The sequence below is a fragment of the Nocardioides sp. NPDC051685 genome (genome assembly GCF_044453405.1).
GTDB lineage: Bacteria > Actinomycetota > Actinomycetes > Propionibacteriales > Nocardioidaceae > Nocardioides.
Map to the genome: position 1 here is coordinate 427,868 of NZ_JBITCR010000005.1, position 14,775 is coordinate 442,642.

At 70.8% G+C, this 14,775-nt stretch carries 14 protein-coding genes; 5 read left to right on the plus strand and 9 right to left on the minus strand.

Annotated elements, in window-relative coordinates; all coding sequences use genetic code 11:
- Positions 1-26 precede the first annotated feature (26 nt).
- Together ACIA03_RS17550 and ACIA03_RS17555 are read right to left on the minus strand one after the other, a co-directional pair.
- Positions 27-896: a GNAT family N-acetyltransferase gene (locus ACIA03_RS17550; protein ID WP_396984698.1), complete on the minus strand. Its 870-nt coding sequence runs from the start codon at positions 894-896 to the stop codon at positions 27-29.
- Positions 897-1,004: 108 nt separating this feature from the next.
- Complete coding sequence (locus tag ACIA03_RS17555) at positions 1,005-1,811, minus strand: MerR family transcriptional regulator (protein WP_396984700.1); 807 nt, start codon at positions 1,809-1,811, stop codon at positions 1,005-1,007.
- Between the two features lie 90 nt (positions 1,812-1,901).
- Between ACIA03_RS17555 and ACIA03_RS17560 the strand changes: the two genes are divergently transcribed.
- Complete coding sequence (locus ACIA03_RS17560) at positions 1,902-3,317, plus strand: MFS transporter (protein WP_396984702.1); 1,416 nt, start codon at positions 1,902-1,904, stop codon at positions 3,315-3,317.
- Positions 3,318-3,370: 53 nt separating this feature from the next.
- On the opposite strand, the gene ACIA03_RS17565 is transcribed toward ACIA03_RS17560, so the two are convergent.
- Entirely contained in the window at positions 3,371-4,252 is an 882-nt protein-coding gene (locus ACIA03_RS17565; protein ID WP_396984704.1) for a MaoC/PaaZ C-terminal domain-containing protein, read from the minus strand.
- Complete coding sequence (locus ACIA03_RS17570; protein WP_396984706.1) at positions 4,252-5,574, minus strand: 3-oxoacyl-ACP reductase; 1,323 nt, start codon at positions 5,572-5,574, stop codon at positions 4,252-4,254. Before ACIA03_RS17570 ends, ACIA03_RS17565 begins: the two co-directional genes overlap by 1 nt.
- Before the next feature lie 151 nt (positions 5,575-5,725).
- Between ACIA03_RS17570 and ACIA03_RS17575 the strand changes: the two genes are divergently transcribed.
- On the plus strand, positions 5,726-7,006 hold the full coding sequence (locus tag ACIA03_RS17575) for an acetyl-CoA C-acetyltransferase (RefSeq protein WP_396984708.1): 1,281 nt from the start codon (positions 5,726-5,728) through the stop codon (positions 7,004-7,006).
- Positions 7,007-7,192: 186 nt separating this feature from the next.
- Here ACIA03_RS17575 and ACIA03_RS17580 read toward each other — a convergent pair whose 3' ends face one another.
- From ACIA03_RS17580 to ACIA03_RS17600, 5 genes are all read right to left on the minus strand, one after another.
- The gene (locus ACIA03_RS17580; RefSeq protein WP_396984710.1) at positions 7,193-7,906 is read right to left on the minus strand and encodes a TetR/AcrR family transcriptional regulator; all 714 of its coding nucleotides are present in this window, start codon (positions 7,904-7,906) and stop codon (positions 7,193-7,195) included.
- A 66-nt stretch (positions 7,907-7,972) separates the two neighbouring features.
- Positions 7,973-9,493 (minus strand): ATP-dependent DNA ligase, encoded by a 1,521-nt coding sequence (locus ACIA03_RS17585; protein WP_396984713.1) that lies wholly within the window; start codon positions 9,491-9,493, stop codon positions 7,973-7,975.
- A gap of 95 nt (positions 9,494-9,588) precedes the next feature.
- A complete protein-coding gene (locus ACIA03_RS17590; protein ID WP_396984715.1) occupies positions 9,589-10,668 on the minus strand; it encodes a glycosyltransferase in 1,080 nt (359 codons plus the stop codon).
- Positions 10,665-11,249 (minus strand): TetR/AcrR family transcriptional regulator, encoded by a 585-nt coding sequence (locus tag ACIA03_RS17595; RefSeq protein WP_396984717.1) that lies wholly within the window; start codon positions 11,247-11,249, stop codon positions 10,665-10,667. The genes ACIA03_RS17590 and ACIA03_RS17595 overlap by 4 nt, the downstream gene beginning before the upstream one ends.
- A 71-nt stretch (positions 11,250-11,320) precedes the next feature.
- A complete protein-coding gene (locus ACIA03_RS17600) occupies positions 11,321-11,905 on the minus strand; it encodes a TIGR03086 family metal-binding protein (RefSeq protein WP_396984719.1) in 585 nt (194 codons plus the stop codon).
- A 52-nt stretch (positions 11,906-11,957) separates the two neighbouring features.
- On the opposite strand from ACIA03_RS17600, the gene ACIA03_RS17605 reads away from it, so the two are divergent.
- From ACIA03_RS17605 to ACIA03_RS17615, 3 genes are all read left to right on the plus strand, one after another.
- Positions 11,958-12,374, plus strand: coding sequence for a MarR family winged helix-turn-helix transcriptional regulator (locus ACIA03_RS17605; RefSeq protein WP_396984721.1), 417 nt, complete (start codon positions 11,958-11,960; stop codon positions 12,372-12,374).
- Positions 12,375-12,391: 17 nt separating this feature from the next.
- Positions 12,392-13,780: a serine hydrolase domain-containing protein gene (locus ACIA03_RS17610; RefSeq protein ID WP_396984723.1), complete on the plus strand. Its 1,389-nt coding sequence runs from the start codon at positions 12,392-12,394 to the stop codon at positions 13,778-13,780.
- Between the two features lie 76 nt (positions 13,781-13,856).
- Positions 13,857-14,762: a DNA-3-methyladenine glycosylase family protein gene (locus tag ACIA03_RS17615; RefSeq protein ID WP_396984726.1), complete on the plus strand. Its 906-nt coding sequence runs from the start codon at positions 13,857-13,859 to the stop codon at positions 14,760-14,762.
- The last annotated feature ends 13 nt before the right edge of the window (positions 14,763-14,775 follow it).

Sequence of the window (14,775 nt, forward strand, 5' to 3'; positions counted from 1 at the left end):
GCCGAGAGCAGTCCCTCGAGGTGGGATCAGGGGCGGGTCGCGCGGTGGATCCAGGTGGACTCGACCTCCATGCCGACGTGGCGGTAGAGATCGAGGGCGCCGGTGCGAGAGTCCGTCGACAACGTCGCGCGCGTCGCTCCGTGGGCCCGAGCGGCACCGAACGCGTCGGCGAGGAGCGCCTGGGCCAGACCCCGGTTCCGCTGGTCCTTGCGGGTGGCCAGCTTGCTGACGTACCCCTCCCGGCCGTCCTCGGTCATCACCAGCACCGCCGTGGCGACCACGTCGCCGTCCGGCCCGGTGACCACGCGGATGTTCCACGGCTCGGCGCCGGGACGCTCGATGGTGGTGGCGACCCAGTCGGCGAAGGGCTCCCGCTCGCGCTCGGACCATTCCAGGAAGGCGTCCTCGATCACGGTCCACACCTGCTCGTGGTCCTGCGCGGTGGCGGCCCGGATGGCGTACGCATCGGGCAGCTCGCGCACGGGGATCGCTGTGTCCTCGGGCAGCGCCAGGACCCAGGACTCCCAGCGTGGGAACCAGCCCAGCGACCCCAGCAGCCGGTCGCCGGGTGAGCCCTGGGGGACCGGCATGCCGATGACCGGCTCGCCGAGCTCCGCCGCGCGGGCGCTGATCCAGCCGGCCAGCGCGGTGCCGATCCCGCGGCCCCAGTGGTCGGGGTGGACGGCCGCGTCGGCGCGGGCTCCGCCGGAGCACTCCGCATAGGCGACGACCTCGCCGTCGGGTCCGAGGACACCGACGGTGGCCGCAGCGACGTCGAAGGAGGGCCGCTGCCAGTCGGCGACGATGTCGGCCTCCTCGATGAAGACCTCGCCGATGGTGGCCAGCTCGTTCGCCGCCATCACGCGGGTCACGGCGCCGGCGTCAGCGAGGGACAAGGGCCGCTCGGCATAACGCGGAGGGAGCTGAAGTGAGGCAGGCACAGGAGCACGGTCTCACCTGCGAGACGCCGACCGCCACGGGTTAAGGCAGCCGACGTCAGGCGATCACGCGACCGGCCAGCAGACCTCGGTGACGTGAGCGAGCAGGTCGTCCTCGTCACCGGTCGGCAGGTAGCGCTCGCGCACCGGTCCGTCGCCCCCGCGTGCCTGCTCCCACACCCACGCGCCGACGGCGCTGTAGGCATGGTCGAGGTCGACCAGCGGCCCGTCGTACGTGGTCACCGCGACCCGCGCGGCCGGCACGGTGACGAGCTGGGCCCGCCCGGAGAGGGTCGGGCTGGACGATGCCGGGATCGGGACGTACACGGTGAGCTCGCCGTGCTCGTCGGTGAACACCTCGGTGGGGAAGAGCGCGCCATCCGGCCCGGAACGGCTGAGTCCACTCGCCCGGAGAACGGCGTGCAGCTCCTTGAAAGCTCCCAGCCACCACGGTATCCACTCGGAGGCGTCGACGGGCTCGACGATCGCGAGCGCGGTGACGGCCGGCTCGTCGCGGTAGGTGACGGTGAGCTGAGCGGGTGTGGTGAGCATCCTCTGCAGCGACTCCACGGTCGCCTGGGTCTCGCGGAGCTGGGCGCTCATCCGCTCGAGATGGCTGACGATGACCGCATCGCGTGCGCTCTCGTCCGGCGCGGTGAGCACTGCGCGTACCTCGTCGACCGGCAGGTCGAGCGACCTGAACCGGCGGATCAGCTGGGCCGTGCCCACCTGGTCGAGGCGGTAGTAGCGGTAACCGCTGCGGTCATCGACCAGGGCCGGCTCGAGCAGCCCGACATCGTGGTAGTGCCGCAGGGTCTTCACCGACAGGAACGTCATTCGCGAGAAGTCGCCGATGCTCAGCAGCCCGTTCATGGCGGCCAGTCTCCACCCTCCCGCTGCTGGAGGGTCAACCAGATATCTTGCTGTTGACTCTCCCCTCACGGGAGGTTGGAGAAAGGTCACATGACCTCTCTCCAGACATCTTCGCGCTCGACCGCCGGGTCGGCGCCCATGAGTTGGCTGCCGCTGGCGGCCCTGCTGAGCGGCACCTTCCTGGTGGTGCTCGACTTCTTCATCGTCAACGTCGCGCTCCCGTCGATCCAGGGCGACCTCGGCGCCGGACCCTCGGCCCTGGAATGGCTGGTGGCCGGCTACGGACTCACCTTCGGTGGGCTGCTCATGGCGGTCGGACCGGTGAGCGAGCGCTGGGGCCGACGGCGGATGTACGTCGCCGGCGTGGTCGTCTTCGTCGTCGCCTCGGTGCTCTGCGGCGTCGCTCCCGACACCGCCAGCCTGATCGCCGGCCGCCTGCTCCAGGGCGTCGGCGCCGCGATGCTCGCCCCGATGGTGCTCGCCCTCATCGGCGACCTCTACGACGGGGCGCAGCGGGTCCACGCGATGAGCGGGTACGCCACGGTCATGGGCCTTGCCGCTGCGCTCGGTCAGCTGATCGGCGGTGCGCTGATCCGGGCCGATGTGGCCGGACTCGGGTGGCGTGCCGTCTTCCTCGTCAACGTCCCGGTCGGACTGGCGATACTCGTGGCCGCTCCGCGGCTGCTGCCCGCCGCGCGCACGCGTACCAAGGCCCCGCTCGACCTGGTCAGCCTGATGCTCGTGGTGGTCAGCTCGACGGCCGTCCTGCTGCCGCTGCTCGAGGGTCGTCGCCTCGGCTGGCCGGTATGGACCTGGGTCAGCCTCGTCACCGGCGTCGTGCTCGCGACCTGGCTCGTACACCGCACTCGTTCCCTCGCCGCTCGCGGCGGGCACCCGCTCGTCGAACCGGCGGCCTTCCGCGGCAGTGCCGTACGCGACGGCCTCCTCGCCCAGGCCCTGCTCTTCTGCGGCATGGCGTCATACTTCCTCGTGCTCGGCCTCTACCTCCAGGTCGGCCACGGACTCGGCCCGCTCGCCTCCGGCCTGGTCTTCACGGTGATGGCGGCGACCTACATGGTCGGTACCCGCCGCGCCGCCGCCCTCGTCGCGAGGTTCGGCCGCCGGGTGCTGCCCGTCGCCGCGGTCGCCTTCGCAGTCGGGCACGTGCTCACGTACGTCGCCGTCGAGCACATCGGCACCACCGGATCGGTGCTGTGGCTGACCCCCGGCCTTGCGGTCTCGGGTCTCGGGATGGGCGTCTGCCTCAGCTCCCTCGTCGCCACGGTCATGGCCGGCGTCGAACCGATCCACGCCGCCGCTGTCAGCGGCTCGCTCTCGACCGTCCAGCAGCTCGGCAACGCGCTCGGGGTGGCGCTGATCGGCCTCGTCTTCTTCGGCGAGCACCGGATCGACGTGGCCTTCGCGCACAGCTTGGCCTGGCTCGTCGGCGGGACCGTCGCCCTGGCCGTGGTGGCCGTCCGCCTCGGCCGGTCGGCTCGTCACTGACTCCCCGCGCCCGTGTGATGCCCGGAGTTGCGCTCCGGGCATCACGCTGCGGGTCAGAGCGCGGTGGTGCGTCCGACCAGGTGGAGCGTGTCGGAGCCGCGCTTGTGGAGCGAGAAGTCGTAGCCGTCCAGGTGCTTCAGCGACCCGAAGGCCACCGAGGAGGGCAGGAAGACCGGCTTCTTGAACGCCACGTCCACGCGCACCGAGCCCGGGAGCCGGTTCTCGAGTGCCGCGATGCAGCGCGCCTTGGTCCACATCCCGTGCGCGATCTGCCGCTTGAAGCCCAGCGCCTTCGCGGTCAGCGGGTAGAGGTGGATCGGGTTGTAGTCGCCCGCGACCTTGGCGTAGCGCCGGCCCAGGTCGGCCTTCAGTGGGAAGACCGGCCCGGAGGGGTCGACCTCGATCAGGTCTGGCCCCTGAGTCGGACCCAGCCAGGGGGCGTCGGGGTTGCGCTTCCCGCGGACGAGGTACGTCGACGTGGACTCCCACACGACCTCGCCCTCGACGGTGGCGACGGTGAGGAACCGGTAGGCCTTCCCGACCGGGTGCGGCTCGGGCTGACCCACGGTCGCGGTGACCGCGACGGCCTCGCCGACCGCGATCGGGCGGTAGCCGCTGATCGAGTTCTCGATGTGGACCATCCCCATCGCGGGCGAGGGGAAGTCCGGCGAGGACATCAGCGCCATGTGCAGCGGGAAGGCCAGCATGTGCGGGTAGGGGAGCGGAACGGTGTCCTTGATCGGGAAGCCGCACAGCTCGGCGTAGGCGTCGACCGCGTCCCGCTCGAGGACGACCGGCTCGCGGGTGAGGCTGAGCTCCTCGTAGGCGACGCCCGTCTTCTTGATCCCGGGGAGCGCGTTGACGCCCGGGATGGCGGGCAGCGCCGCCCTGATGAGCAATCCGGGACCGGACCTACCGGTGAAGATGTCACTCATCAGGCACCCAGCATCATCTGGCCGCACACGCGCACGACGTTGCCGTTGACGCCGGTGGAGGCCGGGGAGGCGTACCAGGCGATGGTCTCGGCGACGTCGACCGGCAGGCCGCCCTGGGCCATCGCGTTGAGCCGCTGGCCGACCTCACGCGTCGCGAACGGAACCGCGGCGGTCATCTGGGTGATGATGAAGCCCGGGGCGACCGCGTTGATGGTGATGCCGTCGGGGAGCTCCTCGGCCAGCGAGTCGACGAAGCCGATGACGGCGGCCTTCGAGGCGCCGTAGGAGGTCTGGCCCAGGTTGCCCGCGATGCCGGCGATCGAGGAGACGCCGATGATGCGGCCGTTGGGGCGCACCAGCTTCTGCTCGAGGAGCTCGGCGGTGATCCGCTCCGGCGCGGTGATGTTGATGTCGAGGACCTTGCCGAAGCGGTCGGGCTTCTGGTTGGCGAGCTTCTTGTCTAGCGTGACGCCGGCGTTGTGGACGACGATGTCGACGCCGCCGAACTTCTCCTGGAGGTAGGCGGCGATGGTGGCCGGGGCGTCCTCGGCGGTGATGTCGGCGGTGATGTAGTCGGGGGTGACCTTCTTCAGGTCGTCCTCGGCCGGCGGGATGTCGAGACCGACCACGGTCGCGCCGTCGCGCTGCAGCACCTTGGCGATCTCCTCGCCGATGCCGCGTGCGGCGCCGGTGACGAGAGCGACCTTGCCGGTCAGCGGCTTCGTCGGGTCGACCTGCTCGGCGGCGGGGGAGGCGTTCTTGGTGCCGATCCGGACGACCTGGCCGGAGACGTAGGCGCTCTTCGGGGAGAGCAGGAAGGCCAGGGTGGAGAGCAGCGAGCCCTCGAAGCCCTCGGCGACGTAGACGAGCTGCACGGTGCCGCCCTTGCCGATCTCCTTGCCGAGGCTGCGGGTGAAGCCCTCCAGCGCACGCTGGGTGACACGCTCGCCGCCCTTGACCTGCTCGGGCGGAGTGCCGATCACGACCACGCGCGGGTTGTTCTCCAGGCTGCGCAGCACCGGGGTGAAGAACTCCTGGAGCGCGACCAGGTCGGATGTCGAGGTGAGGCCGGTGGCGTCGAAGACGAGGCCCTTGAACCTCGCGCCGGTTGCCGCGGTGTCGGTCGAGGCGATGTCCAGCTCGCCGAGGAGCCCGCTCAGCGACTCGGCCAGACGACCACGGCCGCCGGTGAGGACGGTGCCCTTCACGAGCGGGGCACCGGCTGCGTACCGCTCGAGCTTGGCGGGGCTCGGCAGCCCGAGGTTCTTGACGAGGACCTTGCCGATAGCCGACTGGGTGAAGCTCTGGTACTTGTCGCTCATGGTCTGCTCTGATCCTTCTGGACGTGGTCTCTGAGGCGTACGTTGGTATGTTACTGGCCAGTTGTAACTACAGGTGTAACTCGGTGTCCACTTTTCGTGATCTCCCTGACATACCCTTCTCCAAAGCGCTTCATCAGACAAGGATGAACTCATGACCACCACTCGTCGTGTCGCCATCGTGGGCGGCAACCGCATTCCCTTCGCCCGCTCCAACGGTGCGTACGCGACCGCGTCCAACCAGGAGATGTTCACCGCCGTCCTCGACGGCCTGGCCGCCCGCTTCGGCCTGGAGGGCGAGCGCATCGGCGAGGTCGCCGCCGGTGCGGTGCTCAAGCACTCCCGTGACTTCAACCTGACCCGGGAGTCGGTCCTCGGCTCCAGGCTCGCTCCGGAGACGGCCGCCGTCGACCTGCAGCAGGCCTGCGGCACCGGCCTCCAGGCGGCGACCTACATCGCCAACAAGATCGCGCTCGGCCAGATCGACTCCGGCATCGCCGGCGGCACCGACACGACCTCTGACGCGCCGATCGCGCTGGGCGAGAAGCTCCGCAAGGTCCTGCTCGAGGCCAACCGCGCCAAGACCAACGTCGACCGGATCAAGGCCTTCGCCAAGCTCCGCCCGGCCGACGTCATCCCCAACATCCCGGCCAACGTCGAGCCGCGCACCAAGCTCTCCATGGGCGAGCACGCCGCGCTGACCGCGCAGGAGTGGGGCATCACTCGTGAGGCCCAGGACGAGCTGGCCGCGGCGTCCCACCAGAAGCTGGGCGCCGCGTACGAGGCCGGCTGGTTCGAGGACCAGATCACCCCGTTCCGCGGCCTGGAGAAGGACAACAACCTCCGCCCCGGCTCGACCGTGGAGAAGCTCGCGACCCTCAAGCCCGTCTTCGGGGTCAAGGGCGAGAACCCGACCATGACGGCCGGCAACTCGACGCCGCTGACCGACGGCGCCTCGGCGGTGCTGTTCGCGAGCGAGGAGTGGGCTGCTGCCAAGAACCTCCCGGTCCTGGCCTACTTCGTCGACTCCGAGGTCGCCGCTGTCGACTACGTCGCCGGTGGCGAGGGCCTCCTGATGGCTCCCGCGTACGCCGTCCCGCGCCTTCTCGCCCGCAACGGCCTCACCTTCGACGACTTCGACTTCTTCGAGATCCACGAGGCGTTCGCGTCGCAGGTCCTCTCCACCCTGGCTGCCTGGGAGTCCCCGGACTTCTGCAAGGACAAGCTCGGCCTCGACGCCCCGCTCGGCACCGTCCCGCGCGAGAAGCTCAACGTCAAGGGCTCCTCGCTCGCCGCCGGTCACCCCTTCGCCGCCACCGGCGGCCGGATCATCAACAACCTCGCCAAGCTGCTCGACGAGAAGGGCTCGGGCCGCGGCCTGATCTCCATCTGCGCCGCCGGCGGCCAGGGCGTCGTCGCCATCCTGGAGAAGTAACCCTCCCGAGGCGTCACCCGCGTCGGCCGAGACGTCACGCCGGTCGGCCGAGGCGTCACTCCCGTCGGCCGAGTTGGCATCTGACTGCCACCTTGGCCGACGTACGTGACTGCTCAGGCGACGGGAGTGACGCTTCGGCGGACGTACGTGACGTCTCGGCCGACGTACCTGACGCCTCGGCGGGGGCTACTTGGCGGTGAGGGCCAGGGCAGAGGTGACGAGGAAGTCGCGGACCTGGTCGGGGGAGACGGAGCCGACGGTGGGTACGCCGGGGGCGGACTCGGAGACCAGGATGCCGACGCGGGCGAGCTGGAGGGCGCCCAGGCCGGAGGCGTAGAGCGTGTTGGCGAGCAGGTTGGCGTCCTTGACGTGGAGCTCGCCGGAGGCGGCGCCGTCCTCGAAGACCGTGGTGAGGATGGTGAGGCAGCCGTTCATGGCGCGGCCGAGGCGGAACAGCGCGCTCTCGGAGAGCTCGTCGAGCAGGTCGGAGCCGCTGCGGCGCATCAGGGTCTGGGCGCAGTCGACGAAAGCGGGATGCTCGATCCCGTAGTCGACGAAGGTGCCGACGACGTCGCGGACGACGTCGGTGGGTGCGCTGTCGCCCTCGGTCGCGATCAGCATCCGCTCGCGGAGCTCGTCGAGATAGCCGACCAGCGTCAGCGCGAAGATCTCGTCCTTGCCGGTGAAGTGCCGGTAGACGATCGCGCGGTTGATGCCGACGGCCTTGGCGATGTCCTCGATCTGCGCGTCGCTCACCCCGCGCTCATCGAAGAGCCTGCGGGTGGCCGCGACGATGTCTGCCTCGCGGGCGCGACGCCGGGCCGCGGCGGCCGATCGGCGGCCGTCGGACTCGGCGCCGCGCGCCGACGAGGACCGGGAGGTGGATGGTCGGGTGCTCACGAGCACACTGTACGCGGTGTGCAACTCGGAGTTGCACCATCCGTGTGGCGCCTCCCATCGCCCCGGTCAGGTGAGGAACCTCCGCACCTCCTCGATCGTGTCCGCCTCGGCCGCGGTCTTGTCGTCGCGATAGCGCACCACACGGGCGAACCGGAGCGCGACACCACCCGGATAGCGGGTCGAGCGCTGCACCCCGTCGAAGGCGATCTCGACCACCTGCTCGGGTCTGACCTCGACCGCCCAGTCGCTGTGCGGGTCGGTCACGGCGAGCTCGGTGAACCGCTCGGTCTGCCAGGCCAGCATCTGGTCGGTCATCCCCTTGAACGTCTTGCCGATCATCACGAACCCGTCCGGTCCGCGCGCCCCGAGGTGGATGTTGGAGAGCCAGCCCTTGCGGCGGCCCGAGCCCCACTCGATGCCGATGACGACCAGGTCGAGGGTGTGGACTGGCTTGACCTTGATCCACCCCGAGCCGCGCCGCCCCGCCTCCCAGGGCAGCCCGACCCCCTTGACGACGACGCCCTCGTGGCCGGCGGAGAGCGCGTCGGTCGCGAACCGCGCGGCCTCCTCGGTGTCCACGGTGACCAGCCGAGGGGAGCGATGCCGCTCGGGGACGATCCGGTCGAGCTCGGTCAGACGCTGGTCGAGCGCGACGTCGATGAGATCGCGGCCGTCGACGTGGAGGATGTCGAAGAAGTACGGCGCCACGACCGCCTCGGCGGCCGACCGGGTCGCGGTGCGCGAGGCGGTCTCCTGGAACGGCCGGGGCCGCCCGTCCGGGCCGAGGGTCATCGCCTCACCGTCCAGCACGAGCGTCTCGGCAGGGAAGGAGGCGACGATCTCGGCCACCTCGGGCAGTCGTGCGGTGATGTCCTCGAGGGTGCGCGTGGCGATGCGTACCTCCGAGCCGGACTTGTGGGCCTGGATCCTGATGCCGTCGAGCTTGGTGTCGACCACGACCGGCTCGCCGAGCTTGGTCATGGCCTCCTCGACCGAGCCGGCCGACGATGCGAGCATCGGTAGCACGGGTCGGCCCACCACCAGGCCGACATCGGTGAGCGCCTCCTCGCCGTCGAAGGCCGGCCCGGCGACCACCACGGTCGAGCCGGCGAGCATCGCGGCGCGGCGTACGGCAGGCAACGGCACCTCGGCGGCGACGGCCAGTGCCTCCTGGACCAGCGAGTCGAGCGCTCCTTGGCGCACCTCTCCGGTGACCACGCCCCGCAGCCACACCTGCTCGGCCGCGGTCGCGGCGCCGAAGAGCGCGTCGGCCTCGGCCGCCCGGGCGACCTGTGAGCCCGATCCCGACAGCAGGGACATCCGCTCGAACGCCTCGTGCACGTCGCTCACCGTCAGCGACGCCTCGGTGGCGGGGGACGGGAGCGTGGTGAGCGAACGCCACCCCAGTCCCGTACGCCGCTGCAGTAGCGACCCGCTGAGATAGGCCGTCACCACCGGCAGCTCGTTGCGCGTGGCCGCGCCGAGGCACTCGGCCAGCGCGGCGACCTTCGCCTTCCGTGACCGGGTAGCCGCGACGGCGTTCGAGGTGGAGACGATGTCGGCGAGCAGCATGTGTCCAGTGAACATCACGGCACCGACAACGTCGGGTGACTTCCCTGCTCACCAGTGCCCCGCGCCCCGACTCCGCACCGTGGCGCGGCGTGATGACGTGGTGTCCGGGCTCAGCGCCGAGATGAGTCGCTGAGCAGTGACTCCAGTGCGTCGGCGCCACGCTTCCGGCCGTCCTGTTCCCGGATGCGGGCACCGAGGTCCGCGGCAGCGCTTCGGTACGGGTCCTCCGCGAGCAGTTCCTCGATCGCTGCTCGGAGGCGGGCGGGCGAGGACCGGCGGCTCAGGGAGAGCCCTGCGCCGGCGTCTTCGACGGCTCGGCCCACCAGTGGCTGGTCGGAGGCGATGTCCAACGGCAGCACGAGCAGCGGTACGTCGTGGGCCAGTGCCGCCGTCGTGGTGCCGAGGCCGCCGTGGCCGACCACGAGGGAGGCCCGCGGCAGGATCTCTGCGTGCGGGAGCCACCGGTGCACCTCGACGTTCGCAGGCGCGTGGAGACGGTCGGGGTCGACGGCCGGCCCGGTGGTTGCCACCACGCGTGCCGGAAGCCCCTCGACGGCGTCGAGCAGCCGCTGCCAGGTCTTGGTCAGGCCCGGGAAGGAGAACGTGCTCAGGCTGATCAGCACGAGCCTCTCGCGCGGCTCGGCGGGCACGCCCCGAACGGTCCCGCCGACGTGAGTGACGTCGCCGTGCCCGGCATCGAGCTCTTCGAGCGTGGTCACGATCCGGGCCTGGCCCGCGTCGATGAGGTCGAGGGGACCGAGACCGCGCAGTCGCAGCGCCATCCCCATCGGGCCCCGGGCCGCGCGGCGTAGGAAGCCGTCGAAGCAGTGCTCCAGCACTGTGTAAGGGTGTGCGCTGTCACGCAGCGCCTGCATCACTGCGAACAGGAGCGCGTCGACCACGACCAGGTCGGCGGGGTGCGCCGCGAGATCGGCGACGACGTCGCGTCCCATCGCGCGGTCCCCGAGTGTCGCCATCAGGCGCAGCTTGGTGCCGGGGTTCTGGGAGGTGAACGGTCGGGCGGTGGCGTACGCCGTGAACCCCAGGCCGGCCTCTCTCACTCGTGCGGCCTGACCGGCATGGCCGAGGAACCGCACGTCGTGGCCGCGATCGCGTAGCTCCGACGCGATCGCGAGCGCGGGCGACAGGTTGCCGCCTCCGTCCCAGGTGGCGAACAAGATGGTGCTCATCGGATCTCCGACCCAGCAGTGGCGAGGACTGCGGCCACCAGCTTCTTGATGCGCTGCTCGGTCTGTGGTCGAGACAGCTGCCTGTCTCGGCGCAGCAGCTTCCACGTGTAGACGTCGGTGGCCACCACCAGCAGGTCTACGAGCTCGTCGTCGGCGCCTTCGGGGACCAGTACCGCCCGAACCCATTCGCGGTGCATCCGCTTACCGATGGAGGTGATCGACCGCACCTGCTCGTCGGTGTCCTCCTGGGCAAGCAGGAGCAGCGACAGCCGGCCGCGCCGCTCGTAGTGGTCGAGGAGCGTGTGTACGGCCGAGTCGAGGTCGCCGGTCGGCGCCGCTCGCTCGACCTGCACCTGCCGGCTCATGTAGTCGGTCGCGGCCGTCACCAGCCCCGCCTTGCTGCCGAAGTGACGCAGCACGGTCTGCACGCTCACGTCCGCTCTCCGGGCCACGTCGTCGAGCGAGACGTCCCGGAGCAGCCGCTCTTCGGCATACGCGATCACGGCGTCCTGGATCCGCAGCCGAGTCTGCTCCGCGGCCTCGGCTCGGCGGGTCATCGTGTACGCGCGCTTGGATTTCATGTCACGAACAGTTGACGTCAATATTGGGTTTGATGTCAATAGGCGCTGACGTCAAATACGCCGGCGCAGCCCTAGGCGGACCGCAGTCCGTCCGGGTCGCGCCCGAGGAGGCGCAACGCGTCGCCCCACGGGTCCTCGCCGCGCTCGTCGAGCGGCGCGGCGAAGACGGGCGTCCCGCCCGGCCTCGCCGCGATCTTCCGGGCCATGTCGAGGACCACGGTGACGGTGGCCCCCGGTGGCCGGTAGTCGCGCCCGAGGGCCGTCGCGACGTCCCAGGCGTGCACGGCGGCGTCGAGCAGCTGCATCCCGAGTGCGACGGTGACCGTCGGCCGGAAGCCGAACTCGGCGAGATGGATCGTCGCCTCCGGGTCGGCTGCGCCGAACGCGTCCCGGACGCGGGTGGCCGACTCCTGCCACCTGTGGGAGAGGTTCTCGAGCGTGATCGGCACGGACGCGTACGCAGCGACCGGTGCGTCGCCGTCGGTGACCGCAGCCGCGAAGCCGAGGTTCTGGCCGACCATGTGGCCGAACAGATCGGCGAGGTCCCAGCCCGCGCACGGGGTGGGAACGGTCAGATCGTCGACCCGGGAAGCGAGCGAGCCGGTCTCGTCGAGGGCCTGGTCGTACTCCGTGAGCATCTCCTGAAAAGTAAGCACCAGTTGATCGTAAGCAGAGGTAGATCATATGTCGAACGGTTAAGATCCTGCGGTGGATCGACCCGAGCTCGGCTTCCTGCTGTCCCGACTGCTACGCGAGGTGATGGCTCGCGAGAAGCCGATCCTCGACGCCGCGGGGCTGGAGATGTGGGACTACGCGGTGCTGACCGCGCTGGCCGAGTCGGACGCGCCCACGCAGGCACAGCTCGCCGCGGCGACGGGCCGTGACAAGACCCGGCTGATCGGCAACCTGGACCGGCTCGAGGCCGAGGGCCTGGTCCGGCGCGAGCCCGATCCGGTCGACCGTCGCAACCGGATCGTGTCGTTGACCCCCGCCGGCTCCCGGGTCCTCCGCCGTTGCCGCGAGGCCATCGGGGCGATGGAGACCGAGCTGCTGGCCGATCTCGAGCCGACCGACCGGGCCGGGTTCGAGCGGGCGCTGGCAGCTCTCGCCGAGGCCGACCGCTGAGCGCCTATCCTCGCCCCATGTCGCTCGTCGCCGCCCGCACCTGGATCGAGTCCGAGCTGCCTGCCCTGCTGGCCCGTCATCGCGTGCCGGCGGCAGCCGTCGGAGTGTTCCAGGACGGCCAGCTCGTCGACCACGCGAGCGGCATCCTCAACCTCGACACCGGCGTGGAGGCGACCGCCGACTCGCTGTTCCAGGTCGGCTCGATCACGAAGCTGTGGACCACCGACCTGGTGATGCAGCTGGTCGACGAGGGCAGGATCGGCCTCGACGACGAGATCAGCCGCCACCTGCCGACGTTCCGGGTCGCCGACGAGGAGGCGACCCGGACGATCACCGTCCGCCAGCTGCTCTCCCACACCGCCGGCTTCGAGGGCGACGTCTTCACCGACCACGGACCCGGCGACGACGCGGTCGAGCGGTTCGTCGCCTCGATGGGCGACCTGCCGCAGATCTTCGCCCCGGGGGAGCGGTTCTCCTACTCCAACGCGGGTTTCGCCGTGCTCGGCCGCCTGGTCGAGGTCGTGCGCGGCACCACCTGGGACCGTGCCCTCCACGAGCACCTCGCCGCCCCGCTCGGCCTCACCCATGTCGCCACGACGGCCTACGACGCGATCAGGTTCCGCACCGCGATGGGCCACATCGACCCCGCTCCCGACCACATCCTGCGCCCGGGCCCGGCCTGGGGGATGGCCCGCGCCAGCGGCCCGGTGGGCGCGATGCTCTCCATGCGCGTACGCGACCTGCTCGGCTTCGCTGCCATGCATCTCGCCGGCGGCGTGGCCGCCGATGGCACCCGCGTCGTCTCAGCGGCCTCCTGTGTCGATGTCCTCACCTGGCAGGTCGACCATCCTGCCTCCACCCGGTCCGACGGTCGGGGCCTGGGCTGGTCCCTCGACGACATCCGTCAGGGGATCGTGGGGCACGACGGCCAGACGATCGGGCAGTCAGCGTTCTTCCGGATGGTGCCCGAGCACGGCTTGGCGGTCGCGCTGCTGACCAACGGCGGCGACACCCACGGGCTCTACCACGACGTCGTCGGCCACCTGCTCCACGACCTCGCCGGCGTACGTATCGCCCCGGATCCCGTGCCACCGCAGCAGCCGCCGGCCGGCTTCGACGCCGCCCGGCTGCTGGGCACCTACCGAGCCCGGATCGTCGACTGGACGCTGCACCGGAACCCCGACGGCCGGCTGTGGGTCGAGGAGATCCCCGGCCCCGAGGCCGCCGCCGTCGGCGACGAGTCGCAGACCTACGAGGTCCTGCCGTACGCCACCGACCAGGTCGTCACCGTCGACGCCCTGCACGGCGCCCACCACGTCTTCGGGTTCACCGGCCGCGACCGGTCCGGCCGGGCGACCCATCTGACCACGAGTCGGGTCATTCCGCGGGCTAACCTCGAGGCATGAGCGAGCGCCAGCGAGCGACAACGGGCCTCAGGCCGCCACGTCCGTATTCTGGCGCTTGCGCTACGGACGTGGCGGCATGAGTGCGCAGCGGACGGTCCGTCCCGGCTACGCCGTCGGCCTCGCCTCGATGCTGCGGCCGCTTCGGCGCGGGCTCGGGGACCCGACGTACAAGATCCTCGGCGACGACCACTGGCGAGCCGTCCGTACGCCGCACGGACCCGCCACACTGAGGCTGCGCCAGCGCGACGCCGAGGTGGAGTCCGAGGCGTGGGGCGAGGGCGCCGAGTGGGCGCTGGAGCAGCTGCCGGCCCTGCTCGGGGCCGAGGACCGCCCCGAGGAGTTCCGCACCGACGACCCGCTGCTCGTGACGCTGCTGGAGCGCTTCGAGGTGCCCCGTTTCGGGCGCACCGGGCTGGTGATGGAGGCGCTGGTGCCCTCGATCATCGAGCAGAAGGTGACCAACAACGAGGCGTTCCGCGGCTTCGGCAACCTGGTCAGGCGCTTCGGCGAGGTCGCGCCCGGCCCGGGCGCCGACCACGGACTGCGCCTGCAGCCGTCACCGGAGACGCTCCGTACGATCCCGAGCTGGGACTGGCTGCGCCTGCCGGTCGACCCGGCCCGCTCCAAGGCCGTCCTGCACGCGGCCCGGGTCGCAGCCGCGGTCGAGCGCACCGCAGGCCTTCCCGGCGAGGAGGTCGAGCGGCGGCTCACCACCATTCCTGGCATCGGCGAGTGGACCGTCGCCGAGGTGCGCCAGCGTGCGCTGGGTGATCCCGATGCGGTCAGCTTCGGCGACTACCACCTCGCCAAGGATGTCGGCTGGGCGCTGACCAACGCGGCCTGGGACGACGACCGGCTGCGGGACTACCTGGAGCGGTTTCGGCCGCATCGGGCTCGCGTGGTTGCGCTGATCTATCGGGGGGCTGGGAAGAGGCCTCGGCGGGGGCCGAAGATGTCGCCTCGGACGCATCTGCCTTCTTGATCTCCTGGTTTTA

What these genes read in the sequence shown, in the direction of transcription:
- ACIA03_RS17555 (WP_396984700.1), bottom strand. Translation starts at nt 1,811, where the DNA reads ATGAACGGGCTGCTGAGCATCGGCGACTTCTCGCGAATGACGTTCCTG.
- ACIA03_RS17560 (WP_396984702.1), top strand. Translation starts at nt 1,902, where the DNA reads ATGACCTCTCTCCAGACATCTTCGCGCTCGACCGCCGGGTCGGCGCCC.
- ACIA03_RS17565 (WP_396984704.1), bottom strand. Translation starts at nt 4,252, where the DNA reads ATGAGTGACATCTTCACCGGTAGGTCCGGTCCCGGATTGCTCATCAGG.
- ACIA03_RS17570 (WP_396984706.1), bottom strand. Translation starts at nt 5,574, where the DNA reads ATGAGCGACAAGTACCAGAGCTTCACCCAGTCGGCTATCGGCAAGGTC.
- ACIA03_RS17575 (WP_396984708.1), top strand. Translation starts at nt 5,726, where the DNA reads ATGACCACCACTCGTCGTGTCGCCATCGTGGGCGGCAACCGCATTCCC.
- ACIA03_RS17585 (WP_396984713.1), bottom strand. Translation starts at nt 9,493, where the DNA reads ATGTTCACTGGACACATGCTGCTCGCCGACATCGTCTCCACCTCGAAC.
- ACIA03_RS17590 (WP_396984715.1), bottom strand. Translation starts at nt 10,668, where the DNA reads ATGAGCACCATCTTGTTCGCCACCTGGGACGGAGGCGGCAACCTGTCG.
- ACIA03_RS17595 (WP_396984717.1), bottom strand. Translation starts at nt 11,249, where the DNA reads ATGAAATCCAAGCGCGCGTACACGATGACCCGCCGAGCCGAGGCCGCG.
- ACIA03_RS17610 (WP_396984723.1), top strand. Translation starts at nt 12,392, where the DNA reads ATGTCGCTCGTCGCCGCCCGCACCTGGATCGAGTCCGAGCTGCCTGCC.
- ACIA03_RS17615 (WP_396984726.1), top strand. Translation starts at nt 13,857, where the DNA reads ATGAGTGCGCAGCGGACGGTCCGTCCCGGCTACGCCGTCGGCCTCGCC.